The sequence below is a fragment of the Legionella saoudiensis genome, from assembly GCF_001465875.1.
Lineage (GTDB): Bacteria > Pseudomonadota > Gammaproteobacteria > Legionellales > Legionellaceae > Legionella > Legionella saoudiensis.
In genome coordinates, this window is record NZ_LN901324.1 from 716,991 (window position 1) to 741,978 (window position 24,988).

Consider the following 24,988-nt stretch of genomic DNA (forward strand, 5'->3'; position numbering starts at 1 on the left):
AGAGACATTTCATGCACCTTATTATTAATTCTGAGTGCAGTTCTATTCCTGAAGGAGTAAAACCCTTAAACTCAGAAGGAACTGCTTTACTTAATTTATTATACTGCCTTGGCTATGATCCAGCCGATCCCCCTTTAGGTGATTTGCTGCGAAAAGTTCATCAACTCGAGGGTGATTGGTTTGTTGCCAGCCCAATTTATTGGCAAGCAAGTCATAATGATGCACTCATTTTGGCAACCGGAAAGGACTTAGAGCTAAACGAGTCTGAAATTAAGCCTTGGTTTGAGCTTTTTGCAGGTTATTTTGCTGAAGAAGAGATAACTTTGCATTATCATGATGCGGAAACTTGGCTTATTCAAGACCCTAAAAAGCGCGCTCTGAAAGCAAAACCAGTATATCAGTTAGTGAATAAGTCATTGATGCCTGAGCTGGCACAATTGGATGAGCACTTATTTTGGCAGCGGTTTGTTACTGAATCGCAAATGCTTTTCGCATCAAAACCTAATTCGACTGCAGCTAATGGTTTATGGCCTTGGGGTAATGCAAAACTTACTGCCCCTAAAACAACAACAGTTTGTGCTGATGCTGCTTTTTTGCCTTTAGCAAAGCAATGCAATGCAAATGCCACTTTATACAGTCCTGAAGTAAACCTCAAAGAATACGAGATCGTTTTGATAAGTGAATATTCTATGCTTAGCTCGCAGCACCAAGAGGCACTAGCAAAGCAACCTGCTCAATGGTATTGGAATAATGTAGCATATAGTAATCATTGCGATAACTGGTTTACTCGCTTATGGAGAAAATTGATTCATGCAAATTAAGCGACGCCCTCAACCTGAACATCTATTAAACTTACCCAACACCCCCGGGGTACTAAAAAGAATCTATGCGGCACGAGGAATTACTGACGCTGCTCAGTTGGATAAACAATTACAAACCTTGCTGCCGTTTAATTTATTAAAAGGTATTGATGCTGCATGTTTACGCTTAGAGAAGGCTTTGCGTGAACAACAGCGTATTTTAATTATTGGCGATTTCGATGCAGATGGGGCTACATCAACCGCTGTTGCGATTACGGCACTCCGGGCAATGGGGGCTCAGTTCATTGATTATTTGGTTCCTAATCGTTTTGAGTTTGGCTATGGATTAACTCCGCAAATTGTAGAAGTTGCAAGTAAATGGCGTCCAGGTTTAATTATTACAGTCGATAATGGAATTGCCAGCTTTGATGGAGTAGAAAAAGCCAATCAATTAGGGATTGATGTATTAGTTACGGATCACCATTTGCCGGCAGATAAAGTGCCTGATGCCTGTGCTATTGTTAATCCCAACCAAAAGGGTTGTGCTTTTCCCAGCAAGTCAATTGCAGGCGTTGGGGTAATTTTTTACGTCATGCTCGCATTACGTCGGCATTTAGTAAACGTAGGTTGGTTTGCAGAGATGCAAATCGCTGAACCTAATATGGCGAGCTTTCTTGATTTGGTTGCTTTGGGCACTGTTGCTGATGTGGTTGGCTTGGATCAAAACAACCGAATTATGGTGAACCAAGGGATGGCTCGTATTCGTCAGGGAAATTGTCGAGATGGGATTAAAGCCCTCATTGAAGTGGCTGGACGGGAATGTTCGCGATTAAGAGAATCTGATTTAGGTTTTGCTATTGCTCCTCGATTAAATGCTGCAGGAAGGCTTGATGATATGGCCTTGGGAATTGAATGTTTGATTTCTTCTGATTTGCAGCAAGCCAGAAATTACAGCCAGCAGCTGGACGAATTAAATCAGGAACGCAAGCAAATCGAAACGGAAATGAAAGAGCAAGCCATGTTAGCTTTGGATAAATTGTCCATGAGTTCTGATTATAAAGGTACTCATTTACCTATCGCTTTATGTCTTTTTGATAAAACTTGGCATCAAGGGGTTATTGGTATTTTGGCAGGGCGAATGAAAGAACGTTATCACCGACCAGTTATTGCTTTTGCTGAGGTAGGTGATGGGGAACTAAAAGGCTCTGCTCGTTCTGTACCCGATTTGAATATTCGTGACGTATTAGCTGCGATTGATCGAGATTATCCTGGAGTGATTATTAAGTTTGGGGGCCATGCAATGGCTGCCGGTTTAAGCATTCATCCGCAGGCCTTGAATGATTTCCGTGAGGCATTAATTGCTGAGGTCGGTAAGCATCTTGATTTATCTCAATGTGAAGGGGAATTGCTTACTGATGGTCCACTTGCACCCAATGAAATGAACTTAGAAACAGCACAGTTAATTCAACAGGCAGGGCCTTGGGGGCAGCAATTTTCTGAGCCGGTTTTTGATAATATTTTTGAGGTTTTAGATCAGCGTCTCGTTGGCAAGAACCATTTAAAAATGACCTTAGTTTCTAACCAAGGCGGACAACAGGTTGATGCTATTGCTTTTAATGTAGATTTAAATGCATGGCCCAATCATCGTGCCAAGTATGTTCATATCGCTTATAAATTAGATATTAATTTTTATCAAGGAAGATCTCGTTTGCAGTTGATGATTCAAGCGATGAATGTGACCAATGAATAATTTTTTAGGGTGTAGTCTAGTTGCAAGCAACCAGATTACACTATTTTGTACAAAAATCGATAATTAAGTTATAATCACCTCTTTTTCCACTAGCCTGCAATGATATCGGACACACTGTTTTCATCTTTGGCAATTGCCCCTATGATCGACTGGACTTACAGTCATTTTCGCGTTTTCATGCGTATCCTGGCCCCACACTCTCTTTTATATACGGAAATGCAGACTACTGGAGCAATTCAGAATAACCCCCAACGCTCTTTACGATTTAACGCACAAGAACACCCCTTAGCATTACAACTTGGAGGCTCCGATCCTCAAGCTCTAGCAGTATCTGCCAAATTAGCGCAGGCAGAGGGCTATGATGAAATTAATATTAATTTAGGGTGCCCAAGTGATAAAGTAAAAGCAGGGCATTTTGGCGCTTGTTTGATGGGGCAGCCTGAGCGGGTAGTTGACTGCATCAAAGCCATGCGCGATGTAGTGACTATTCCTGTTACAGCAAAAACGAGAATTGGTATTGATGATCAAGACAGTTATCAGTTTTTCAGTGATTTCGTGCATCGCTTAGTTGAAGCGGGCAGCCAAAAAATTATTGTGCATGCCCGAAAAGCCTGGCTTAACGGGCTAAGCCCAAAACAAAATCGCACCATTCCTCCAGTTAATTATGATTTTGTCTACAAAATAAGAAAAGAAATTCCCCATATTCCGGTGGTAATTAATGGCAATATCAAAAGCTATGCAGAAATCAAAGCACATCTTGAATATGTAGATGGCGTAATGTTAGGGCGTCTGGCTTGTGATAACCCTTATGAGATAGCCAGCATACATCATGCGCTTTATCCGCAAAGCCCCATAATGTTGCGTAGCCAATTGTTTAGCCAATATAAAGATTATTTACTTACGGAATATCATCGAGGTACAGCTCTAAGTTTATTGGTAAAACCGATATTTAACTTGGTTTTTGGTTTACCAGGCGCAAGCCAGTGGAAAAAAGCATTAATGCTATTGCTGCAAACTAAAGATTTAACTCTATTAGAACAAGTAAACCATTATTTATTAGAGATAGAAGAGTCAGTAGTATTATAAAAAGACAGCACGTCATCCTGAGGTGATTCTTTTTGTAGGCTTGGGATTGCATGTGAAATTCGCGTTTCCGTGTGCGAAAATCATCCCATTTGGGTTTAAACTGGCTAAATGTCAGCTGACCCTGATGTTATTCATAGTATTTTCTTCTAATTTTTAGTACATTAACACATTTATTATTTAAAACCTTCAGAGGATTGTTTAGGCCATGCTGAATACGTTGATCAAGAAAATGTTTGGAAGCCGAAATGAGCGTACATTGCGGCGTATGGAAAAGGCAGTAATGGCTATTAATGCGTTTGAATCACAGATGCAAGCCTTGACTGATGCCGAGTTAGCACTAAAAACTGCACAGTTTAAAGCCCGTTTTAAGGATGGAGAAAGTCTTGATGAGTTATTAGCAGAAGCATTTGCTACAGTCCGGGAAGTATCTGTACGTACTTTAGGCTTACGCCATTTTGACGTGCAATTAATTGGTGGAATGGTATTGCATGAGGGAAATATTGCAGAGATGCGTACCGGGGAGGGTAAAACTCTAGTAGCAACCTTACCTGCTTATTTAAATGCAATTACCGGTCGGGGCGTGCATGTAGTCACCGTAAATGATTACCTGGCTAAACGTGATAGCCAATGGATGCGTCCTATATTTGAATTTTTAGGTCTGACGGTTGGGGTAATTTATCCTGATATGTCTCATAGTGAAAAGCAAGCGGCCTATCTTTGTGATATTGTCTATGGAACCAATAACGAATACGGTTTTGATTACCTGCGCGACAATATGGCCTTTAGCTTAACTGATAAGGTGCAGCGAGAACTCAATTTTGCAATCGTGGACGAGGTAGACTCTATTCTTATTGATGAGGCACGGACTCCTTTAATTATTTCAGGTGCTGCTGAAGATAGTTCTGAACTTTATATTAAAATTAATAAATTAATCCCTCATCTGAAAAAACAAGAAAGCGAAGAAGCAGGTGATGGCGATTATACGATTGATGAAAAGCAAAAGCAGGCACATTTAACTGATGCCGGCCATCAACACATTGAAGAGTTATTACTTAAAGCTGGTTTGCTGGAGCAAGGTGAGAGCCTCTATCATGCCAGTAATATTATGCTGATGCACCATGTTAATGCAGCATTAAAAGCGCATGCGATGTTCCATCGTGATATCGATTACATTGTAAGCGATAATCAAGTAGTTATTGTTGATGAGCACACTGGGCGTACAATGCCAGGCCGTCGTTGGTCTGAAGGTTTACACCAGGCAGTTGAGGCAAAAGAGGGTGTAGCGATTCAAAATGAAAACCAAACTTTAGCATCGATTACTTTCCAAAACTTTTTCCGTATGTACAATAAGCTCTCTGGAATGACAGGTACAGCAGATACGGAAGCCTATGAATTGCAACAAATTTATAACCTTGATGTTGTTGTGATTCCAACTAATAAGCCCATGATGCGTAAAGACGAGGCGGATCTAGTTTATTTAAATCAAGAGGATAAATTCCAAGCAGTTATTGAGGACGTGCGTGCTTGCGTTGAGCGTAAACAACCTGTCCTAGTTGGTACGGCATCAATTGAAGCTTCGGAGTTTTTAAGCCAATTACTTAATAAAGCAAAAATTAAGCATCAAGTCTTAAATGCCAAGTTTCATGAGAAAGAAGCACAAATTATTGCTGAAGCAGGGCGTCCTGGTGCGGTAACCATTGCTACGAATATGGCAGGTCGTGGAACAGACATTGTGTTAGGAGGAAGCTTATCTGCGGATTTAGCACAATTGGGTGAAGCAGCTACTGCTGAAGAAAAAGAAGAAGCCAAACGTGTATGGCAAAAGCGTCATGAAGAGGTACTTGCGTCGGGTGGTTTAAGAATTATTGGTTCTGAGCGCCATGAATCACGTCGTATTGATAATCAATTACGTGGTCGTTCTGGCCGTCAAGGGGATGTGGGGAGCAGTCGTTTTTATCTGTCGCTTGAAGATAATTTAATGCGTATTTTTGCTTCAGAACGTGTTGCATCCATGATGAGACGTCTGGGAATGAAACCTGGAGAACCAATTGAGCATAGCTTGGTAACTAAGGCGATTGAAAATGCACAACGTAAATTAGAAGGCCATCATTTTGATGTCAGAAAGCAGTTGTTGGAATACGATAATGTTGCCAATGATCAGCGGCAAGTTATTTATACCCAACGTGCTTCTATTATGGAAATGGCTGACACGGAAGAGGTGGTAACAATGATGCGCGAAGAAGTAATCAACAACCTTGTTGATACTTATATTCCACCACAAAGTTTAGAAGATCAGTGGGAGCCTAAAGCTTTAAGCGATGTTTTATCAGAAGAGTTTAAATTAAAAATTCCTTTACTTGAATGGATTGAAGAAGATCATCATATTCAACCGGAACAAATTAAAGAGCGAATTCTTGATTTGGCAGTATCGCATTATGATGCGAAAGTACAACAAGCTGGCAGACCTGTTATGGCGCAGTTTGAAAAATCAGTAATCTTACAAACTTTGGATAACCAATGGCGTGAACACTTGGCTGCAATGGATCAATTACGTCAAGGAATTCATTTACGAGGTTATGCTCAGAAAGATCCGAAGCAAGAGTATAAAAAAGAAGCCTTTTCTTTGTTTACCAGTATGCTGGATAATTTAAAATACGATGTGGTTCGTTTACTTTCTTCTGTTGAAATTCAAAGTGAGGCTGATGTTGATGCGGTTGAAGAACAGCGCCGCGCCGATCAAGTGAGTAAAATGAGCTTGAATCATGGCGAGTCATTTAATGATGATGAACGAGGTTCTCCACAGTCCCAGACATTCAGACGTCAGGAAAAGAAAATAGGACGAAATGATCCTTGCCCATGTGGTTCGGGTAAGAAATATAAATCTTGCCATGGTAGTTTGTCGTGATTCAAGTTGCTGTAGCCGTTATTGTTGATGAACAGCAGCGTATTTTAGTAACCCAACGACCCCTTCATGCATCGCATGGAGGGTATTGGGAGTTTCCTGGTGGTAAATTAGAAGCAAATGAACTTGCTGAGCAGGCGCTGATTAGAGAAATAAAGGAAGAAGTTGGCTTAGATGTGCTTAAGCATGAATTTCTTGGTGAGGTGCACCATCAGTATGCTGAACGGTCAGTGCAATTATTTATTTTCCTTGTAACGCAATTTTCTGGAAGTCCTTTTTGCATCGAAGGCCAGCTCGCGATGAAATGGATTCATCGCGATGAATTAAATCCTGATGAGTTTCCTGAAGCAAATCGGGAAGTAATGCAACTAATTCCTAAGTTAGGATAGCTTGTTGGTTTCACCGCACTTAATAAGAGGTAGACTGAGCTGTAAGCCGGTCTTAAGCTCAGTTAAAATCCAAGAACAGTGCTGCATGATCTGAAACCTCTTCTCTCATCACGCAGAATTGATTAATTTTTATTTCTGGTGAAGTCAGAATATAGTCTGCAAATTTTTCACTCTTTTTATAATAACTGGTACGTGTTGACCGTACGTTATTAATAGTAATAAGATTCCTCATGCCTTCTTCGATAATATGCATGCTTTGTGTGTTAGGTCTTAAATTAAAATCACCACATAATATTTTAGGCGTGTTAATTGTATCCATAAAATGACGAATACGCAGAGATTGTGCGATGCGATCAGGGGTGTCGCTTTTACCTCGGCCATTCCAAAGTCCATGCACATTTAAAATTGAATAGGTTTGGTTATTAGATTCACATTCAACCCATTGCATGTTTCGCGAATGATTCTCGCCAATTCCAGGATGGTATTTTTTTTGGTGAATATTAATTTCGCCTTCACTTAATATATCAATATTCTTTTTTAGTAACATGGCTATGCCGTAAACATTATCGACTGCAGGCTTAAAAATCGCATAATGGTCGGGAAGTAGTTTTTGCAGATCTGAGAAAATATTCAAACTCAATTCTCGCTCTTGGCGCGATACAACGCGATGTGCATTGTGATAGACCTCTTGCAAGCAAAAGATATCCACATCCTTATGGTGATTCATAAATTTTAATAAGGGGAGTCTTAAATGACCACCCCACAAATTTAATGTAACTAGCTTCATTAGCCTCTCATGCCTTTGATCTTATTCAATAATCATAGCTATCTAATGAAAGTAATTCTAGAGAATGTTTATATTGTTATTCCTAATTGACATTAATAGCGTTTGTGTAATTCTGCCATGAATTAAATTAGAAGTTGGCGGGAACGGGCTGATGCCATTTTTAATTCATATGTGTTGCTTTAATTCTTAGAAGCATTGTTTATCTACACTTGCTGGAGGTACTTATGGTGCAGAGCAATAATTTCTGATTTAAGTTTCTCAGTTCCTGCATCATTAATGATGATATCATCCGCATTTTTTAAACGTAGGTTCGCATCAGGCTGCGCGGCCAAAATGGATAGGGCCTGTTCTTGAGTACAATTATCTCGTTGCATGAGGCGTTCTATTTGTACCTGTTTGGGAGCTTGAATTAATAAAACCCGGTTAATATAGGGATAAGCTTTTTTATCAATTAATAAAGGAATTTCTACAATACAATAGGGGCTTGTGCTTAAATGAACCTGCTCTTTAATCTTTTGGCGAATAAGCGGGTGCAAAAGCTGTTCAAGCCAAGCTCGTTCTAGAGGATTACTGAAAATAATGGCTCTTAATGCCTTGCGGTTAAGTTCATTATCTTTGTTTAAAATCTCGCTACCATAATGCGCAACAATTTGTGTATAGGCATCTTCCCCTCGCAGAGTAAGGGCGCGCGCTATATTATCTGCATTGATTACTTGCATGCCCAATTGTGCAAATATCGTAGCTGCCGTACTTTTACCGCTAGCAATCCCACCGGTTAACCCCACACAATATACCATTAATCTAGCCCGTTTTTATTAACACAAGTAATTAAATTCACATAACAGGTTCCTGGTACGGTGCTTTTTTGGCGACAAAAGTCTTTAGCTGCCAATGCGGCATCATCGCGTAATGGATAGGGATTACTGCGCCAGACAATAGCGGTACGGTCTAAGGCGGAGCATACCCACATAGGCTCTACACTTACCCCTTGTACGAACCGTTCGCAATTATTTCTTCTTATTTTACAGGTAGCAGGTGCGGTACTTCCTTTTTTGCACATATCAAATGCAAAATTCACGGCAACCTTTCGATAAGCACTGGCTGCAATCCAGGGTTTGCCAGTTGCATCATAAGTGGTACATTGCCAAAAGTTTCCATTCAATGGTGGTTGTGAAAACGCTGAAACAGAAAAGCTAAGCAAAAATAAAAAACAGATGCGCCCATAATAATTCATTTTTTTTCTCCCTGAAGCAGGCTTTTTAATTGCTCAATGGATAGAGCTTTAGAAAAATACCACCCTTGCAATAATTGTACTCCATTCTTGAGTAAATACTCTGCTTGTTCTTTAGTTTCAACACCTTCTGCAATAATAATTAAATTTAATTTTTTAGCCAAATCGATGATGGCATCGTTAAGTAATTCGGTAATCGCCTTGGTTCCAATGGCCTGAACATATAATTTATCTATTTTTAAATAACTGAAAGGGAAATGTTGTAAGTAACTTAAACTAGCATGTCCCGTGCCATAATCATCAATTGCTAGTGAAAATCCCTTATTACACAATTCTTGCATCCTTTGCAGATAAATTTCATTTTGCGCATCAAATAAATTACGCTCTGTTACTTCAAGTAAGATTTGCGTCGATGCGATTGAATACTCTCGTTGGACCTGATAAAACTTATCAAAAAAATCGGGATCAATAAAATGTGCGGCACAAAGGTTGATTGATAAATAAAATAAAGGATTGGCTTTTAAAATATCTTGAATTTCTTTAAAGGTAATTTCAATGAGTTGCAGGGTTATGGGAATAATTAATCCGGATTCTTCAGCCTCCATAATGAACGAATCGGGCATAATAATTTCACCGTGTTTGGTTTCCCATCGCAATAGTACTTCCACACTGGTATATCGATTTAGTTTAACATTAAAAATAGGTTGATAGACAGGATAAAACTGCTTTCTTTTGATGGCTTTTCTTAGGGCCCAGGATAAAGAGGTACGTACACGGATTAAATTTATTAATAGATAATAGGAGAAAGCGGATAAAATTAAAATATTCAACGTAAGTAGAATTTGGTTGTTCCACAAATTGTTAAATAGTGTTTGAGGTGGATATATTAGCTTTACAGCGATGCCCTTCATGCTATTAAGGGTTGCACTGGCAACAATTGGTCTGACAATTAAAGGAAATTTGGAATTTATAATCTGGTTATATATATGAGATTGTTTTTCTTTACTGGGAATTTTAAGCAAAATTTTTCTATTTTTCTCATTATATAAAATGATAACGTAATGATCTTGTCCTATTGGTTTAAGTAAATCTTCAAGCATTGAGGCCATAAAAATTAATTCAATTTGGTAATGACCAATGCTCTTTTTTAATGCATAAATTGGGAAGTTATAAGTAGGTAACTCCATAGGGCCAATAATTGTTTGTGAAGCTATATCTCCATTTAAAAGGAAACTTTTATTGTAAGGTAAAGTCGAACAAATAAGGTTATGATCATTATCTTTAATCGCGATAGCTAAAATTTTAGGGTGTGCAATATTTATGTAATCTATATAGGGTAAAAGATCCTCTTTGCACTTTAAATTTTTTTTTTGAAAAATGGGTAAGGTTTGCAAGCGGGAAAAAGCTTCATTTATTAAACTATCGAGATTATTTGCCGAATTTTGGGCTGCGTTTAATACTTGCGTATAAACATTAGTAATATGATTTTGCCACATAATATGGGAGCAAATACAAAAAATTGTCAGGGTAAGTATCCCCCAAAACACTGCGAATTGCCTATAAATGTAGTGCAAAAAGGGATGCTGCAAGTGGTCCATAATAGTACGTTTTATCCATAGGCGTCCTTTATAGAGTTTAGTGTGATTTCTGCTAAATTCCCAATAATATCTTTGCTGGTATTTAAGGGAGGTAGCCAATAAAGAGTCTTTCCCATAGGGCGTATTAACGCGCCATGCTCCAATGCCCGCTCGTATATTTTATTCCCTATACGGCTTGAGGCTTCGGTTGGCTCTAAATCTGCTGCTACGAGAGCGCCTACACCGCGTACATGCGATAATCTACCGGAAACCCGAGCAATCTCCTGCATACAGGAAAACATGTAATCACCAAGTGAGCGTGCCTGTTGCAGAATATGTTCCTTATGCATGGTTTTTATCGTGGCCAATGCGGCACAAACTGCTAAGGAATGACCGCTGTAGGTATGTGAATGTAAAAATGAATGGCCAGAGGTATAGTCATTATAAAAAAGTGCAAATATGGCATTATCAATCATCACACAGCTAAGAGGGATAGAGCCCGAGGTTAAGCCTTTAGATAAGCAAATTAAATCTGGTTGAATACCCGCATGATCACAGGCCAACCATTCCCCAGTTCGGCAAAGTCCGGTCATGATTTCATCAGCAATAAGATAAATATCATTTGTTTTGGCCCATAGGGAGAGCCTTTTGAGAAAGTCGGGGCTATAACACAACATACCGCCAGCCCCTTGTACAATGGGTTCAAAAATAATGGCGCAGGTTTTTTCGGCAAGTGCATTTAATTGCTTTTCTGTTGCAGGCCAATACTCATCACAATTATTCCATAAAGGATCATTTTTTCCCGAGACATAAGGAATATGCTCAAGGAAATGGCAAGGTACGCCATAGGCTTCATAGGGTGCCTTATAAAGACCTAAATCGCTTGCTCCCATTGTGGCAAGCGTTTCCCCATGATAACCATTTTTTAGTGCGATAAATTCTTTTTTATGGCTTAAGCCTTTGATTTGATTAGCATGTATTGTTAATTTTAAAGCAATTTCAACGGCACTTGAGCCGTCACTACCAAAGAATATATGCTGTTTCTGGGTGACGTGCGCTAATTCCTCAGCCAGCTCAACTAAAGCTGGGTGCGTGGTATTAGCTGCAATAACATGCTCAAAACGATGCAGTTGATTTGTTATTGCCTCAATTATTGCCGGATGACCATGACCTAAAGATTTACACCACCAGCTTGAGATTCCATCAATTAGTGGTCCTTTATTAGTATAAAGATAACTGCCTTGGGCACGCTCAACAACAAGAGGAGGAATGGCTTCAAAATCCTTCATTTGTGCACAAGGATGCCAAACATGTTTCAGATCACGGCGAATTAATTGTTCTATGTTGACCATTTTAAAAATTTTGGTTGACAAGACGGTGTGCCACTTTATCATGTCCACTATGACAAATAATAGGGGTTAATTGTGACTCAAAACAAAAAAAAATGGTCAACATCTGAAATTACAGCGCTCTATGAGCAGTCTTTTAATGATTTATTAAATCAAGCACATAGCATTCATAGAGAAAATCATGACGCTAATGCGCTTCAGTTTGCTACCTTACTTAGTATCAAAACGGGGGCTTGCCCAGAAGATTGTGGCTATTGTTCCCAAAGCGGTCATCATCAGACACATGTGGAAAAAGAGAAGTTGATGACTGTTGAAGCAGTGCTAAAAAGTGCCCAAGAAGCAAAAGATGGTGGGGCGAAACGTTTTTGTATGGGGGCTGCCTGGCGTTGTCCACCCGATAAAGTTATGCCTCAATTACAAGAAATGATTGCTGGTGTTAAAGCTTTAGGTTTAGAAACCTGCATGACTTTAGGTATGCTCAATAAAGAGCAAGCAAGTTGTCTAAAAGAAGCTGGCCTAGATTATTATAACCATAATATTGATACTTCTCCGTCCTATTATGAAAAAGTAGTTACTACACGCAAATTTAGTGAGCGTTTAGAAACTTTAGATAATGTGCGTGAAGCGGGTATTAATGTTTGCTGTGGTGGAATTTTAGGTTTAGGTGAAACCCGCCAAGATCGCATCGAGTTTTTATTAACTTTAGCCAATATGGATACGCCACCTGAAAGTGTTCCTATTAATCGCCTAATTCCAGTTGAGGGAACACCATTGGCAAAGGCTCAGCCTGTTGAGGGTATTGAGTTAGTACGTACTATTGCTACGGCACGTATATTAATGCCTAAAAGCGTTATTCGCTTAACTGCAGGGCGTACAGAGATGAGCGATGAGTTGCAAGCTCTTTGTTATTTTGCTGGAGCAAATTCGGTGTTCATTGGCGATAAGTTATTAACGGAAGATAATCCACAGCGCGCTAAAGATAAGTTGTTATTTAGTAAGTTAGGCTTAACTGAGCTTGTTGAAGCGTAAGTTATAATTGTACTGTAGCCTAAATGAGCGCGACATAAGACGTAAGCGGTGCAGAAGTTAGGCTTGCGTCCCGTATTATGCTGCGCTAATACGGGCTACATTCTTTCAAGTAATAGAGCAAGAATGTCTTTAAACGAAAAAATAATAAACTACACGCACCAGCTTAAAGAGCAAGGCTTATTGAGGCAGCGAACGGTACTTAAATCAGAGAACTCGTCATTAGTTCACTTTGATAGTAATGATTATTTATCACTAACCTTAGATAAGCGTATTTCTGCTGCTTACCAGCAAGGGTATTCTTGTTACCCAAGTGGTAGCGGTGCCTCCATGCTTCTTAGTGGTTACCATGAAAATCATCGTGCAGTAGAGCAGACTTTTGCAAAATTATTAGCCGTAGATGAGTGTATTTTATTTTCTTCAGGCTATGCCGCAAATCTTGCCATAACTGCTTTGCTTGGCCGATTAAGGGCACATTGCTTTATCGATAAAGAATTACATGCATCGGCTTATGATGGCTTAGCCTTAGCACAAGTTGATTTTACGCGATATTTTCATAATGATTTGGCTGATTTAGCACGCAAGTTACCGAAGCATCCCACAAACTCAGCCTTGCTTACAGAAGGCATTTTTAGTATGAGCGGACAAATAGCTCCCTTATCGTCTATTTCTGCTTTATGCGTTGAAAATCAAACTGAACTACTGATTGATGAGGCTCATTCTTTTGGAGTTATTGGAGAACAAGGAAAGGGGGCTGTTGTCTACCATAAGCTAACACAAGATCAGGTTCCTTTGCGCGTCATTCCTTTTGGGAAAGCATTTGCGGCTCAAGGGGCTATAATTGCAGGAACACATACCTGGATCTCTGCTTTATTACAAGCAGGTCGTTCATTAATTTATTCAACAGCAATTAGTCCCGCATTAAGTTATGGATTACTAACTACCTTAGATGTCGTGGTTGCTGCAGATGAGCGACGCTTAAAATTAATGCAGTTGATTGGTTTGTTTCGTGAACTTATACAAGCTTCGCCTTTCGATTGGGCCGATTCATTGACCCCAATTCAGCAATTACGTTTGGGATGTCCTCATTTGGCTCTACATTATAGTCAGGAGCTTAAAAAGCAAGGCATTAGCTGTCTGGCGATTCGTCAACCCACTGTAGGTAAAAAAGCAACTGGATTACGCGTTATTTTGAATTATGAGCATACTCCAGAGCAGATTAAGATTTTATTTAGTAAGTTAAAGACCATTTATGAACATACATCTCAATAAGTACGGCTCAGGCCTCCCATTAGTTTTTTTTCATGGCTGGGGTTTTGACCAGCACATTTGGTTGAGCCTAGTGCCAGAATTACAGTCTACTTATGAGCTTATTCTTGTTGATTTACCGGGCTTTGGTGAGAGCCCCATGATGGAGTGGGCGGATTTTAAAACAAGTTTATTAGCTCAATTACCTGAGCAATTTGCTGTTGTTGGCTGGTCTATGGGCGGATTATATGGCACGCGCTTGGCTTTAGAGGTTCCACACCAAGTGACCCATTTAATCAATATCTGCTCTTCTCCACGTTTTTTGCTGGATGACTTTTGGCCTGGTGTTGCTCCGGAGGTATTCACTGAATTTTATCGTAAATTATCTCAAAACTCACAAAATACATTAAATGAATTTATTGAACTACAAACCAGTAGAACTAAATTTGAAATGGAATTAGGACGCCTACCAACTGAGGAAGGATTGGCGTCTGGACTTGAAATTTTAGATACTTGGGATTTTCGTGAGCAAATGACCCGGTTTAAGCGTCCCGCATGCTACATGTTTGGCCGCCTGGATCCGATTGTGCCGGTAAAGACAATGAGAGTAATGCAAGAGGTTTACCCACATTTTAATTATGTTTTCTTCAATCGTGCAGCACACATGCCATTTTTGTCGCATCCTGATTTATTTCTTACTGAGCTCCGAGGTTTTATCCAATGAAGCGATATTTTATTACGGGGACCGATACTGATTGCGGAAAAACCTATGTGACTGCAAACTTAGTTCGGTATTTTTCTACGTCCGCAGCAATTAAACCTGTCGCAAGTGGTTGTTTTGAACAAGAGAATCAGCCAGTAAGTATGGATGCTTTGGCGTTACAGAAGCATTGCCATTTGGGGTTGGAGGTAATTAATCCCTGGCGTTTTATGTTACCCGTTTCCCCTCATATTGCAGCGAAAGAAGAAGGGTGCTCTTTGTCGGTAACCGAGATAGCGGATTATTGTCTTAATTTGCAATTAGCAGGGATTGAACAGTTATTTATTGAAGGAGCCGGGGGCTTAATGGTTCCTTTAAATGATAAAGAAACGTGGGTGGATTTTTTAAAAATCACTCAATTTCCTGTAATTTTGGTGGTGGGTATGAAGCTGGGATGTATTAATCATGCCCTGTTAACTGTAGCTGCATTAAAAGCACAGCAGATACCGTGTATCGGATGGATTGCAAATTGTATTGATCCTGAGATGTTGGCTTTGCCAGAAAATATTGAAACATTAAAATCACTGCTTGACGTGCCTCTTTTATCAATATTGCCATTTGCAGGTATTTTCTCTGAAATTAATTTATAGATGTAAATCTCAAAAACACACCTTATTGCTACCGTCATTGAGAACGGAGTGAAGCAACCTAGAGTTCCGTGATGATGCTCTACTCATGAATGGGGAGTTGTTGTTTTGTCTATTTTCAAATAATATGTTCTTACAATTTCAATAGCTTAGAGGTGATTATGTTGACCAAGGATAAGCTTGTACATTCTGTGATGACGGCATTTTTAGTTCTTGCCACCAGTAGCGCGAATGCAACAGACGGTAATGAAGCGCCTGCAATGGAAAAATGTTATGGCATTTCTAAAATGGGTATGAATGATTGCGCTACGTCTACTGCATCATGCGCAGGCTCCGCAACTAAGGATCAGCAAAAAGATGCTTTTCTTTTTATGCCCAAAGGGCTTTGTGAAAAAATTGTAGGTGGAAGTCTCAAATCAGAATAAGGAAATAAAATGAAAAAAAGGATTGCGCAGTGGGGTACATTATTTATTAGCTTAATTACCTTCTCGGCCGTGCTGCAAGCGGAACCAGAAACCTTCACCCTAGATAACCATCATACTTATATCGCATGGAATATTAAACATTTAGGTTTTTCAACACAAACCGGTAAATGGTACGCTACAGGAACGCTTGTTATTGATAAAGAGCATCCTGAAAATAGCAAAGTTGAGGCGGATATTAATGTTGCCGATATTGTTACAGGCATTCCTGAATTAGATAAGCATTTAAAAAGTAAATTATTTTTTGATGTTGAACAATTTCCTAAAGCCTCCTTTGTGAGTAACAAAGTTAAAGTAACAGGTGAAAACAAAGCAGATGTAAGTGGTGTATTAACCTTACATGGTATAAGTAAACCTGTAGTCTTGCATGTGACCTTTAATAAGGTCGGCCTCAATCCTATCAATAATAAAATGACAGCAGGATTTACTGCCACCGCGATGATTAAACGTTCCGATTTTGGAATAAATACCTTATTACCTTCTCTTGGAGATGAAGTTGAGCTAAATATTAATGCGGAAGCGTATCAGGATAAAAAATCCGGGTAGAGAGCCCATTAAGTTGCTCCGTGTAGCCCCTCCTAATAGGGGGGCTATCACGTAGGTGTTCAAAAGGCCCTTCAAATTTTCCTTAAATTAGCCTAGGGAACGGCAATGAAAATTAAAAATACCACCACTCATTTTGGTCTTATTGCCATTTTGCTTCATTGGATTATTGCTGTACTAATTATTGGTTTATTGGCTCTAGGCTTATACATGGTGACCTTGCCCCTTAGCCTGGAAAAATTAAAACTGTACGGTTGGCATAAGGAATATGGTTTCTTGGTATTGTTTCTTACGCTATTTCGTCTTATCTGGCGTTTAAGCAATACAACACCCGAATTGGCTTTGCCTTGGTTAGAAAAAATCGCGGCGCGCAGTATGCATTGGATTTTTTATGGCTTTATGTTAGCTATGCCAATCACGGGTTGGTTAATAACCTCCGCAGCAGGCTTGCCCGCTTCTTTTTTTGGTTTGTTTTCCTTACCAAATCTTGTGGCTGCGGATCAACATAAACTGGCATTATTTGAGTGGATGCACCAATGGCTAGGCTATGCACTTATTGCTGCGATTTGCCTGCATGCGGCTGCGGCATTAAAACATCATTTTATTAATAAGGATGACATATTAAGGAGAATGCTTCGATGAAATTAAGCCCGAGATTTTTATTTATAGTCCTATTTTTCTGTTCTAGCGTTTATGCGGATGCAATACCGCAGTGGGATATTATTCCCGCAGAAAGCAGCATTAGCTTTACAGGAACACAAAATAATGCACCTGTTAGCGGAGCATTCAAATCATTTAACGGAACAATTCATGTTGATCCCACAAAACCTGAGGCTGCTGCTTTGGATTTTATTATTAACATGGACTCGCTTTCTGTTTCTTATGCCGATTTAGGAAATATATTGATTACTCCAGAATGGTTTGATATTAAGGCATTTCCAACAGCCGAGTTTAAATCAACCAAAATTCATAAAGTTGACGAGCAGCATTATACTGCTGAAGGTGTTTTAACTATTAAAAACAAATCACAACCTGTAGTTTTGAAATTTACTGCAGTGGAGTCTCCTAAAGATCATGGCGTTGTAGAAGGTTCAACAATAATTAAACGCAGTGCTTTTGGTGTGGGCTCAGGAGAATGGGCGAGTACTGATACAATCAAAGATGAGGTAACAGTTAATTTTAAAATAGCAGCATCCCGTAAAAAATAGAGCAGGGTACCATCGCTAATAAGTTCATGTTGCAGCGAAGCCCCAGGAATAGAATGAATAGCTCTAGGGGCTTTATCAAACATATCTACATTATTTAATATTGTGTATTTTTAGAAAATTGAGATCTATTGTAGATATGTATTCGCGGGTTTCTACTATAATTATTTTAATTTATCCTCTAATCTTAGAAAGAAATTTGCGCACTTTTAATGCAGGTAATATAATCATATTAATAATTCCCTCTCTAAATTAATCCAGAGAAGAAAAGGAGTTTTATATGATAATCAGAAAGTTAGCTACTGGATTAGTACTTATCTCTTCGATGGTTTTAACAAATAGCCCAAACCAATCAGCATGTTATAAAGAATTTCATGATGAGAAGGGATGGCATATGGTTTCTAAAACATGTCCTTTTACACCTGCTCGGAGTTGGCAAGAATATTACAGTGGGGCTCATACTCGGCCTACATTATAGGGCGGTATGATAATCTACCAATATATTCTCTGAGGAATTAGATTCATCAAAAAATTGCAATTCGTATCCTACTGATTGGGCAAATGCGGCCTTCATTTTTATCTGGGTACTCGTTGTTGATTCTAGTGCTAAAACATCTATTGTATCGGCAAGTGTTAATGTAGCCTCAACAAATGTGGCATTCGAATAGGTCTTTATCCAATCTTTATAGGGATTTTGCACTAATTGCGATGGAGCTAACTTTTTGGTTCCCAATTGGTAGTAAATCCAAAAGCAAGGGAAAATGCTGCAAAGCGATACGGGAAGCTCCTCGGAGTCAAGAGACTTTTCTTTAAGAAACTCAATATAGGAGGAAATAGCGACTCCTGGTTGAGATGTTTCTGTATGAGTAAAGTATTTTTTATATCGTTCCTGCATGCGTTGTTCGCCTGAAATAATATCACTATGTAAATAAGCTAGTTGTTGAGATAATTTTGGATTAACTTTGGAGGCTCTTGTGGCGATTTTTTTTAATATTAATGCATAGTGGTGCAGGTATATATAATCATCATGCAAAAAATAACCAAAAGCATCAGGATTTAAACTGCCGTCAAACAATTGTTGATTAAAAGGATGCTTATAGATTTTTTCCAAGTTTCGAGCAATAGGCGGTGTTTTTATTAAAGTCGAAACAAAATGAGTTTTTTTTAACGGTTTTGAAAAAAAAGATAGACTTTTACTGTACATAATTCACTCTTCCTTCGCTGGCATTATCCAGAGCAGGTACAAAGGGTGATTCTCAGCTAAACCGGTTGTTGGTTTAGCACCCCTGGTGATAAAAATGTGATCCTACAGTTTAAACTATAGGCTTGTCAATAAAACTTTTATGCCTGTTGCATGGGAGAAAATGGTAATTGACATGTATCTCAGTAGGTAAGAAACAGCTTTTGAAAAGTACTGCTAGGGCTCTTCTAGAGGTATTCGGGAATTAATCGAGCCCTAGTTGTAAATCCTGCTTGGAACGCCTCATGATGAATTAGGATTAAGTATGTGCGAATAGTTTGTTGGTAAGCAGCTACTTAAGCTGATTAATCATTTTTGTTACCCCATTGTTTCTTTAATTCTTGGAATTTGGTTTTCTGTTCCGGAGTTAAAATGGTATACACTTGATGTTGGATTATAATTCTATTTTTAAGCATGGCACTACGTATTTGATTGATTTGATTAATTAAACCATCCAGTTTTGTTTCGTCTATTTTATCTGCAGTTACTAAAGCATCAATTTGATTATGTAAGTCTTTTAATTGTTTGTAACTTTCTTTCATGGAGTTTTTGGATTGTTTTTTAAACTCTTTGACTTTCTCTTGCTGCTCAGCTGTCAAATTAAGTTCAGTAGTTAATTGATTGAATTTATTGCAATGTTTTTGGTTTTTATCGCAATCTGCGTAGCTTGATTGACCTAAAATTAAAGTAAGAAGTAAAGTAACTAACCAAATAAATTTTTTGTTCATAATCACATCCTTTTGATTGTTAACATCCAACTCTATAGTATATACGCAAATTAATGCCTCAATTCTTTATTAGGGATATTTAACATAATTTTTCTTTGCTGTGTTAAACCATACACTACCGCTTCATGACTTAGTTTTTGTAAATCTTGAATAAGTCTTTTGGCGGGGCTGAAATATAAATGAGCGACTTGATCATTTTTATTGAGTAAAATATTTTGGAATTTATCCACATCAAAATCATATTCTTGCTCTTCATGAAAGCAAGCCAATACATCATGTAGAAGTTGTTTTTGAGTTTCATTACGTTTTTTGAATAAGGGATTATTGTTTTTTTGAAGATTAATTTCTAAGTCTTTTTTTATACTCAAAAGGGATTGAGACAAATGTGAAGACAAAACTTCTTTCTGTGCTTTAAGTGTTTTTATTCGTGCTTCTTGTAACTGTTTTCCTGATTCTAACCAAGATGAATCATTGATTTCACCTTCATTAGCTCCAAGGAATTTCATCATTCCTAATGGATTTTCATGCAATGGGATTGAGTTCGGCGATTTAAATGCATGCTGCAATTGATAATGGTTAAATGATAGGGGTTGTACTTCATTAGTAAGCTCGGGACTATTCATTACATATTTACCAAAAAGCGCATTGGCGATTTCAACAGGGCCAGTGGTGCAAACAATAATTGATTTAAGGTAAAGATTAATTTCCTTTTTCCTATAATAGGTTAAAAATTCCTCATCATTTAAACGTAGAATCTGCCTGGTTTCAGTATACTCCTTGTTAAAAAATAAAAATTTAGCCAGATTTAGGCTTTGTTCCATCTCATTTCGGAGTCTTTGTATCGTATCTGCAGATGATTCATTTCCTTGCTTACTAAAACGCAAAAATGAATCATTATTAGCCGCTATTTGTTGAATGTAATTTCTATAACTACGTGATGAATTCAAAGGGGATAGATTTTCTTGAGTCATAAGTTCTGGTTGTTGCTTCAGATCTTTTGATTTAGCAATATAAAGTGTTTCAGAGCGGTTTCTCATGAGTCGTATTACATAACGGCTCAAAATTGTATCACTTAATTGTTTCTCCACTTGTTCATTAAAGTCATTATCATAATGCGCCAATTTTATTAGCAGATGATGATGCACCTGGTTAAGTAATTTAGCGGCTGCCAGTTCATCAACTACAGCAATAAAATCATTATTAACAAGGATAAACTCTTTGCTGCCTATTTTTAAACTACCTATATTAAGTAATAGCGGGGCATTAACCTCGACTAATTCAGGAAGAGCGGAAGTATCGATCGGGTAATCAAAATCAGAATAAGTTCCCAGTTTATAAAATGGGGATAACCATCTTAATATGTCACTGGCCACTGCGAGGTTTCCACCTTGGTTTAAGTGAGTAATTTCATCATTATAAAAATGGAATAACTTTTGCTCATTCTCAGAAACTGGCTCTGTTAGCGCTAGGCGTACGTCTATGGGTATAATTCGATGTTCTTGACAATAGTGGATTAAATCTTCAATTGCTTTACTATTAAGAAGGAATGAATCGTAAATTAAATGAATGACATCAAATAGATTTGTTTCGCGCATTTTACTTAGGCGAATTTGGTTTTCCAGATTCATAAATAGATCGCGATTATTGCTCAACCATATTTTTATGTGGCGATGTGGATTGTATCTATATGTATTCATAATTATATTTTTTTAATTAGTGTTAATTTAATTAAAGTATTAGATTGCCGAATATTCCACTTTATGTTATAAATACGGCGCTTTTTAAATACACACACGTTTCGGCACATACGTTAGGGTCCCTTGGGGTGGCGTATGGGAAATGTGGAGGCATAACCCTGGAGAAATAAAATGAATGTAAGTATGCGTGAATTGCTCGAATCGGGCGCTCATTTTGGGCACAGAACACGTTTCTGGAACCCTGAAATGGGAGAGTACATTTTTGGTGCTCGTAACAAGATCCATATCATCAATCTTGAAAGAACGATGGTTATGTTAAACGACGTAGTTAACTACGTTGGCCGTTTAGCTTCTAACAAAGCTAAAATCCTTTTTGTTGGAACTAAAAGAGCTGCACAAGAAAGCATTCGTGAACACGCGAAGCGTTGTGGCATGCCCTATGTTGATCACCGTTGGTTAGGTGGTATGTTAACCAACTACAAAACTGTTCGTCAGTCAATCTTCCGTTTGAAAGAATTAAAAGAAATGAAAGAGAAGGGACTGTTCGAAGGAATGATCAAGAAAGAAGCATTAATGCTGACCCGCGAGCTTGAGAAATTAGAGCGTGGCTTGGGTGGTATTGAAAACATGGGCGGATTGCCTGATGCATTATTTATTGTTGACGTTGGTTTTGAACACATCGCTGTTGAAGAAGCTCGTCGCTTGAAGATCCCTGTTATTGGTGTTGTTGATACAAATAACAGTCCTAAAAACATTGATTACATTATTCCTGGTAATGATGATTCTATGCGTGCAGTAGACATTTATGTTCGTTGCATTGCTGATGCTATTTTAGATGCAAAAAACAGTAATTCTGTTGGTGGACTTTCTTCTGATGCTGAGTTTGTTGAAGTTGTTGAGAAGGAAGGCAGTGCTGAAAAAGCTGGTGAATAATTAATATTATGAAGAGGGGCAAGTAGGTGTTAGAACCTGACTCAGCCCCTTTTTTCTATGCGGAGAAATAAAGATGTCAATTAGTGCAAAATTAGTCATGGAGTTACGCGAGCGCACAGGTGCTGGCATGATGGAATGTAAAAAGTTCCTGATCGCTACCAATGGGGATATTGAGGCTGCAATTACTGAAATGCGTAAAGCAGGCCAAGCAAAAGCTGATAAGAAAGCTGATCGAGTTGCTGCTGAAGGTGTGGTTATTATCGCTCGTTCTACTGATGGCCGTTCTGCAGTAATGATTGAAATCAACAGCGAAACAGACTTCGTTGCTCGTGATGAGAACTTCACTAGCTTTGCAGAGAAAGTTGCTGCGGCAGCATTGAGCAGCGCAGTTACTACAATCGAAGAGTTGTCTACTCTTACATTAGATACTGGTAGCACTGTAGAGCAAGCAAGACAAGAGCTTGTTGCTAAGATCGGTGAAAACATTAAATTGCGTCGCATCGAGCGCATGAATACTGACGGCGTTATTGGTCATTACATGCATGGCTCACGAATTGGTGTAATGGTTGCTCTGAAAAATGGCGACGAAACACTGGCGAAAGACATTGCAATGCACATCGCTGCGAGCAAGCCAATTGTTGTCAGCCGTGACCAAGTTTCTGCTGAAACAATTGAAAATGAGCGCGAAATCTTCACTGCTCAAGCTAAAGAAAGTGGCAAGCCACAAGAAATTATTGACAAAATGATTGAAGGCCGCATCAACAAGTTTGTTGATGAAGTAAGCCTGTTAGGTCAGCCTTATGTTAAAAACCCAGATATGAAAGTAGGCCAACTTTTAAAAGAAAAAAATGCCGAAGTAATTTCCTTCATTCGTTATGAAGTTGGTGAAGGTATTGAGAAGAAAGAAGACAACTTTGTTGAAGAAGTAATGGCTCAGGTTCGCTCATGATGAATCACAGTCACCTAAACCTAAAATATAAACGTATTCTACTGAAGTTTAGTGGCGAGGCCCTTATGGGCAACTCACAGTTTGGCATTGACCCTGCGGTTTTAGATACTTTAGCCAAAGACATTGCTGAACTTATTCAAATGGGTGTGGAAGTTGGATTGGTATTAGGTGGTGGTAATTTATTCCGTGGTAAAGCGCTTTTTCAAGCAGGAGTAGGACGTGTAACTGGCGACCATATGGGTATGTTAGCAACCGTTATGAATGCTTTAGCAATGCGAGACGCATTAGAGCGTATCGATTTACCTGCTCGTATTATGTCAGCTATTCCTATGATGGGAGTAGTTGACTCGTACCATAGACGTAAAGCGATTACTCATTTGCGTACCGGCCATGTAGTTATTTTTGCAGCCGGCACAGGGAATCCATTTTTCACTACAGATACCGCAGCGTGTTTAAGAGCTATTGAAATAGGCGCTGATGTGGTTTTAAAAGCGACTAAAGTAGATGGGGTTTATTCCGAAGATCCTGTTAAAAATCCTAATGCCAAGCGTTATGATTATTTAACATATAAAGAAGTATTAACTCAAGGCTTAGAAGTAATGGATTCTACGGCAATTTGTTTATGCCAAGATCAAAATATGCCATTACAAGTGTTTGACATGGCTGCTCCTAATGCACTAAAACGCATTGTAGAGGGCGAACGTGTAGGAACTATAGTTGGAGCGAATAATGATTAATGAGATTAAGCAAGACTCAGAAAGACGCATGAAAAAAACCATTGAATCCTTGCAAGCGGATATGACAAAGATTCGTACTGGAAGAGCTAATGTTGGTTTACTGGATCATGTTCAGGTTGATTATTATGGTACTCCAACACCGCTAAACCAGATCGCGAACATTACCGCAAGTGACTCACGAACCATCATGGTTACTCCTTGGGAAAAGTCTATGGTCGCTGCTGTCGAAAAAGCAATTTTGACTTCTGATTTAGGTCTTAATCCATCTACTGCGGGTGCTGCAATTCGTGTGCCTATGCCTCCATTGACGGAAGAGCGTAGAAAAGAATTGATTAAAGTAGTCCGTAATGAAGGGGAACAAGGAAAGGTTTCTATTCGTAACATTAGACGTGATGCGAATAACCAATTAAAGGACTTAGTTAAGGACAAATCTATTTCTGAAGACGATGAACGTCGTGCAGTAGAGGTAATTCAAAAGCTAACTGATAAATACATTGCTGAAGTTGATGTTTTGTTAGCGAATAAAGAAAAAGATTTAATGGAAATTTAATTCTTATTGTAGCTTGGTTGTAGGCAACTAATAGCACTTACTTAAGGGATTTTGTAGGCTGGCGCTGAGGGCAGCGAAGCCCAGCGCCGAGGCTCAATGCCACATATATGCTGTGCTTCGCGATGCTTAGCACCAGCCTACTCTTCGTGCTTGAGCTTAAGTAAGTGGCATTAGTTGTAGGAACCAGGCTACATTTTGATACTTAGTTTATTATATCAATAACTTGTCTTTTTAAATATCCTTAAGGGTTTACTTCGAATTTTAAAAATATTGGAAGTCAAGACTGTTTTTTATTTTTATCTTTGCTAAGATACATAAGTCTTTTTTCCTTGCAAATATCCTGTGGATATCATCAACTTCGTTTAATCCTTCTCATTTCATATTTTTACTTAAAACTCATTAAACCCCTTATTTTATAAGGCTTTTTAGTTA

At 38.7% G+C, this 24,988-nt stretch carries 26 protein-coding genes and 1 riboswitch; of the genes, 18 read left to right on the plus strand and 8 right to left on the minus strand.

The annotated features are described in order from the left end of the window. Positions 1 to 11 precede the first annotated feature (11 nt). From BN3124_RS12140 to mutT, 5 genes are all read left to right on the plus strand, one after another. Positions 12 to 821, plus strand: a complete 810-nt coding sequence (locus BN3124_RS12140) for a hypothetical protein (RefSeq protein WP_058535057.1) — start codon at positions 12 to 14, stop codon at positions 819 to 821. After that, complete coding sequence (recJ, locus tag BN3124_RS12145) at positions 811 to 2,550, plus strand: single-stranded-DNA-specific exonuclease RecJ (RefSeq protein WP_058535058.1); 1,740 nt, start codon at positions 811 to 813, stop codon at positions 2,548 to 2,550. Before BN3124_RS12140 ends, recJ begins: the two co-directional genes overlap by 11 nt. Positions 2,551 to 2,652: 102 nt before the next feature. Further along, positions 2,653 to 3,636 carry a tRNA dihydrouridine(20/20a) synthase DusA gene (gene dusA, locus BN3124_RS12150; protein WP_196398941.1) on the plus strand — a complete coding sequence of 328 codons (984 nt, stop codon included), beginning with the start codon at positions 2,653 to 2,655 and terminating at the stop codon, positions 3,634 to 3,636. 205 nt (positions 3,637 to 3,841) lie between these two features. Next, positions 3,842 to 6,541 carry a preprotein translocase subunit SecA gene (gene secA / locus BN3124_RS12155; protein WP_058535060.1) on the plus strand — a complete coding sequence of 900 codons (2,700 nt, stop codon included), beginning with the start codon at positions 3,842 to 3,844 and terminating at the stop codon, positions 6,539 to 6,541. Continuing rightward, on the plus strand, positions 6,541 to 6,927 hold the full coding sequence (gene mutT, locus BN3124_RS12160) for an 8-oxo-dGTP diphosphatase MutT (RefSeq protein ID WP_058535891.1): 387 nt from the start codon (positions 6,541 to 6,543) through the stop codon (positions 6,925 to 6,927). Before secA ends, mutT begins: the two co-directional genes overlap by 1 nt. A 58-nt stretch (positions 6,928 to 6,985) precedes the next feature. Here the strand turns inward: mutT and BN3124_RS12165 are convergent, their stop codons facing one another. The 5 genes from BN3124_RS12165 to bioA all read right to left on the minus strand — a co-directional run bounded on the left by BN3124_RS12165 (position 6,986) and on the right by bioA (position 11,874). Beyond that, positions 6,986 to 7,714: an endonuclease/exonuclease/phosphatase family protein gene (locus BN3124_RS12165; protein WP_058535061.1), complete on the minus strand. Its 729-nt coding sequence runs from the start codon at positions 7,712 to 7,714 to the stop codon at positions 6,986 to 6,988. A gap of 203 nt (positions 7,715 to 7,917) precedes the next feature. Further along, positions 7,918 to 8,511, minus strand: a complete 594-nt coding sequence (coaE, locus tag BN3124_RS12170) for a dephospho-CoA kinase (protein WP_058535062.1) — start codon at positions 8,509 to 8,511, stop codon at positions 7,918 to 7,920. Then, a complete protein-coding gene (locus tag BN3124_RS12175) occupies positions 8,511 to 8,948 on the minus strand; it encodes a hypothetical protein (RefSeq protein WP_058535063.1) in 438 nt (145 codons plus the stop codon). The genes coaE and BN3124_RS12175 overlap by 1 nt, the downstream gene beginning before the upstream one ends. Further along, positions 8,945 to 10,441 carry an EAL domain-containing protein gene (locus BN3124_RS12180; protein ID WP_230849136.1) on the minus strand — a complete coding sequence of 499 codons (1,497 nt, stop codon included), beginning with the start codon at positions 10,439 to 10,441 and terminating at the stop codon, positions 8,945 to 8,947. Before BN3124_RS12180 ends, BN3124_RS12175 begins: the two co-directional genes overlap by 4 nt. A 113-nt stretch (positions 10,442 to 10,554) precedes the next feature. Continuing rightward, a complete protein-coding gene (bioA, locus tag BN3124_RS12185) occupies positions 10,555 to 11,874 on the minus strand; it encodes an adenosylmethionine--8-amino-7-oxononanoate transaminase (protein WP_058535892.1) in 1,320 nt (439 codons plus the stop codon). 72 nt (positions 11,875 to 11,946) lie between these two features. On the opposite strand from bioA, the gene bioB reads away from it, so the two are divergent. The 9 genes from bioB to BN3124_RS12230 all read left to right on the plus strand — a co-directional run bounded on the left by bioB (position 11,947) and on the right by BN3124_RS12230 (position 18,200). Then, positions 11,947 to 12,900 (plus strand): biotin synthase BioB, encoded by a 954-nt coding sequence (bioB, locus tag BN3124_RS12190; protein ID WP_058535065.1) that lies wholly within the window; start codon positions 11,947 to 11,949, stop codon positions 12,898 to 12,900. 123 nt (positions 12,901 to 13,023) lie between these two features. Beyond that, complete coding sequence (locus tag BN3124_RS12195; RefSeq protein ID WP_058535066.1) at positions 13,024 to 14,169, plus strand: aminotransferase class I/II-fold pyridoxal phosphate-dependent enzyme; 1,146 nt, start codon at positions 13,024 to 13,026, stop codon at positions 14,167 to 14,169. Further along, complete coding sequence (locus tag BN3124_RS12200; RefSeq protein ID WP_058535067.1) at positions 14,150 to 14,869, plus strand: alpha/beta fold hydrolase; 720 nt, start codon at positions 14,150 to 14,152, stop codon at positions 14,867 to 14,869. Before BN3124_RS12195 ends, BN3124_RS12200 begins: the two co-directional genes overlap by 20 nt. Then, a complete protein-coding gene (gene bioD / locus BN3124_RS12205; protein WP_058535068.1) occupies positions 14,866 to 15,495 on the plus strand; it encodes a dethiobiotin synthase in 630 nt (209 codons plus the stop codon). The genes BN3124_RS12200 and bioD overlap by 4 nt, the downstream gene beginning before the upstream one ends. Positions 15,496 to 15,653: 158 nt before the next feature. Then, the gene (locus tag BN3124_RS12210; protein WP_058535069.1) at positions 15,654 to 15,917 is read left to right on the plus strand and encodes a BufA1 family periplasmic bufferin-type metallophore; all 264 of its coding nucleotides are present in this window, start codon (positions 15,654 to 15,656) and stop codon (positions 15,915 to 15,917) included. 9 nt (positions 15,918 to 15,926) lie between these two features. After that, positions 15,927 to 16,520, plus strand: coding sequence for a YceI family protein (locus BN3124_RS12215; RefSeq protein WP_058535070.1), 594 nt, complete (start codon positions 15,927 to 15,929; stop codon positions 16,518 to 16,520). A gap of 105 nt (positions 16,521 to 16,625) precedes the next feature. Then, a complete protein-coding gene (locus tag BN3124_RS12220) occupies positions 16,626 to 17,159 on the plus strand; it encodes a cytochrome b (RefSeq protein ID WP_058535071.1) in 534 nt (177 codons plus the stop codon). Beyond that, positions 17,156 to 17,725, plus strand: coding sequence for a YceI family protein (locus BN3124_RS12225; RefSeq protein ID WP_058535072.1), 570 nt, complete (start codon positions 17,156 to 17,158; stop codon positions 17,723 to 17,725). The genes BN3124_RS12220 and BN3124_RS12225 overlap by 4 nt, the downstream gene beginning before the upstream one ends. A gap of 277 nt (positions 17,726 to 18,002) precedes the next feature. Continuing rightward, on the plus strand, positions 18,003 to 18,200 hold the full coding sequence (locus tag BN3124_RS12230) for a hypothetical protein (RefSeq protein WP_058535073.1): 198 nt from the start codon (positions 18,003 to 18,005) through the stop codon (positions 18,198 to 18,200). Here the strand turns inward: BN3124_RS12230 and BN3124_RS12235 are convergent. The 3 genes from BN3124_RS12235 to BN3124_RS12245 form a co-directional block, all read right to left on the minus strand. After that, the gene (locus tag BN3124_RS12235) at positions 18,195 to 18,926 is read right to left on the minus strand and encodes a TenA family protein (protein ID WP_058535074.1); all 732 of its coding nucleotides are present in this window, start codon (positions 18,924 to 18,926) and stop codon (positions 18,195 to 18,197) included. The genes BN3124_RS12230 and BN3124_RS12235 overlap by 6 nt on opposite strands. Next, positions 18,918 to 19,020, minus strand: a riboswitch (TPP riboswitch). It overlaps the preceding gene by 9 nt. 247 nt (positions 19,021 to 19,267) lie before the next feature. After that, positions 19,268 to 19,690 carry a Spy/CpxP family protein refolding chaperone gene (locus tag BN3124_RS12240; RefSeq protein ID WP_058535075.1) on the minus strand — a complete coding sequence of 141 codons (423 nt, stop codon included), beginning with the start codon at positions 19,688 to 19,690 and terminating at the stop codon, positions 19,268 to 19,270. Positions 19,691 to 19,740: 50 nt separating this feature from the next. After that, on the minus strand, positions 19,741 to 21,387 hold the full coding sequence (locus BN3124_RS12245) for a glycosyltransferase family 88 protein (RefSeq protein ID WP_078061551.1): 1,647 nt from the start codon (positions 21,385 to 21,387) through the stop codon (positions 19,741 to 19,743). Between the two features lie 171 nt (positions 21,388 to 21,558). Here BN3124_RS12245 and rpsB point away from each other — a divergent pair, with 171 nt between their 5' ends. The 4 genes from rpsB to frr all read left to right on the plus strand — a co-directional run bounded on the left by rpsB (position 21,559) and on the right by frr (position 24,556). Next, positions 21,559 to 22,320 carry a 30S ribosomal protein S2 gene (rpsB, locus tag BN3124_RS12250; protein ID WP_058535077.1) on the plus strand — a complete coding sequence of 254 codons (762 nt, stop codon included), beginning with the start codon at positions 21,559 to 21,561 and terminating at the stop codon, positions 22,318 to 22,320. Positions 22,321 to 22,393: 73 nt separating this feature from the next. Further along, the gene (gene tsf, locus BN3124_RS12255; protein WP_058535078.1) at positions 22,394 to 23,269 is read left to right on the plus strand and encodes a translation elongation factor Ts; all 876 of its coding nucleotides are present in this window, start codon (positions 22,394 to 22,396) and stop codon (positions 23,267 to 23,269) included. After that, a complete protein-coding gene (gene pyrH, locus BN3124_RS12260) occupies positions 23,266 to 24,006 on the plus strand; it encodes a UMP kinase (RefSeq protein ID WP_058535079.1) in 741 nt (246 codons plus the stop codon). Before tsf ends, pyrH begins: the two co-directional genes overlap by 4 nt. Next, a complete protein-coding gene (gene frr, locus BN3124_RS12265; protein WP_058535080.1) occupies positions 23,999 to 24,556 on the plus strand; it encodes a ribosome recycling factor in 558 nt (185 codons plus the stop codon). The genes pyrH and frr overlap by 8 nt, the downstream gene beginning before the upstream one ends. The last annotated feature ends 432 nt before the right edge of the window (positions 24,557 to 24,988 follow it).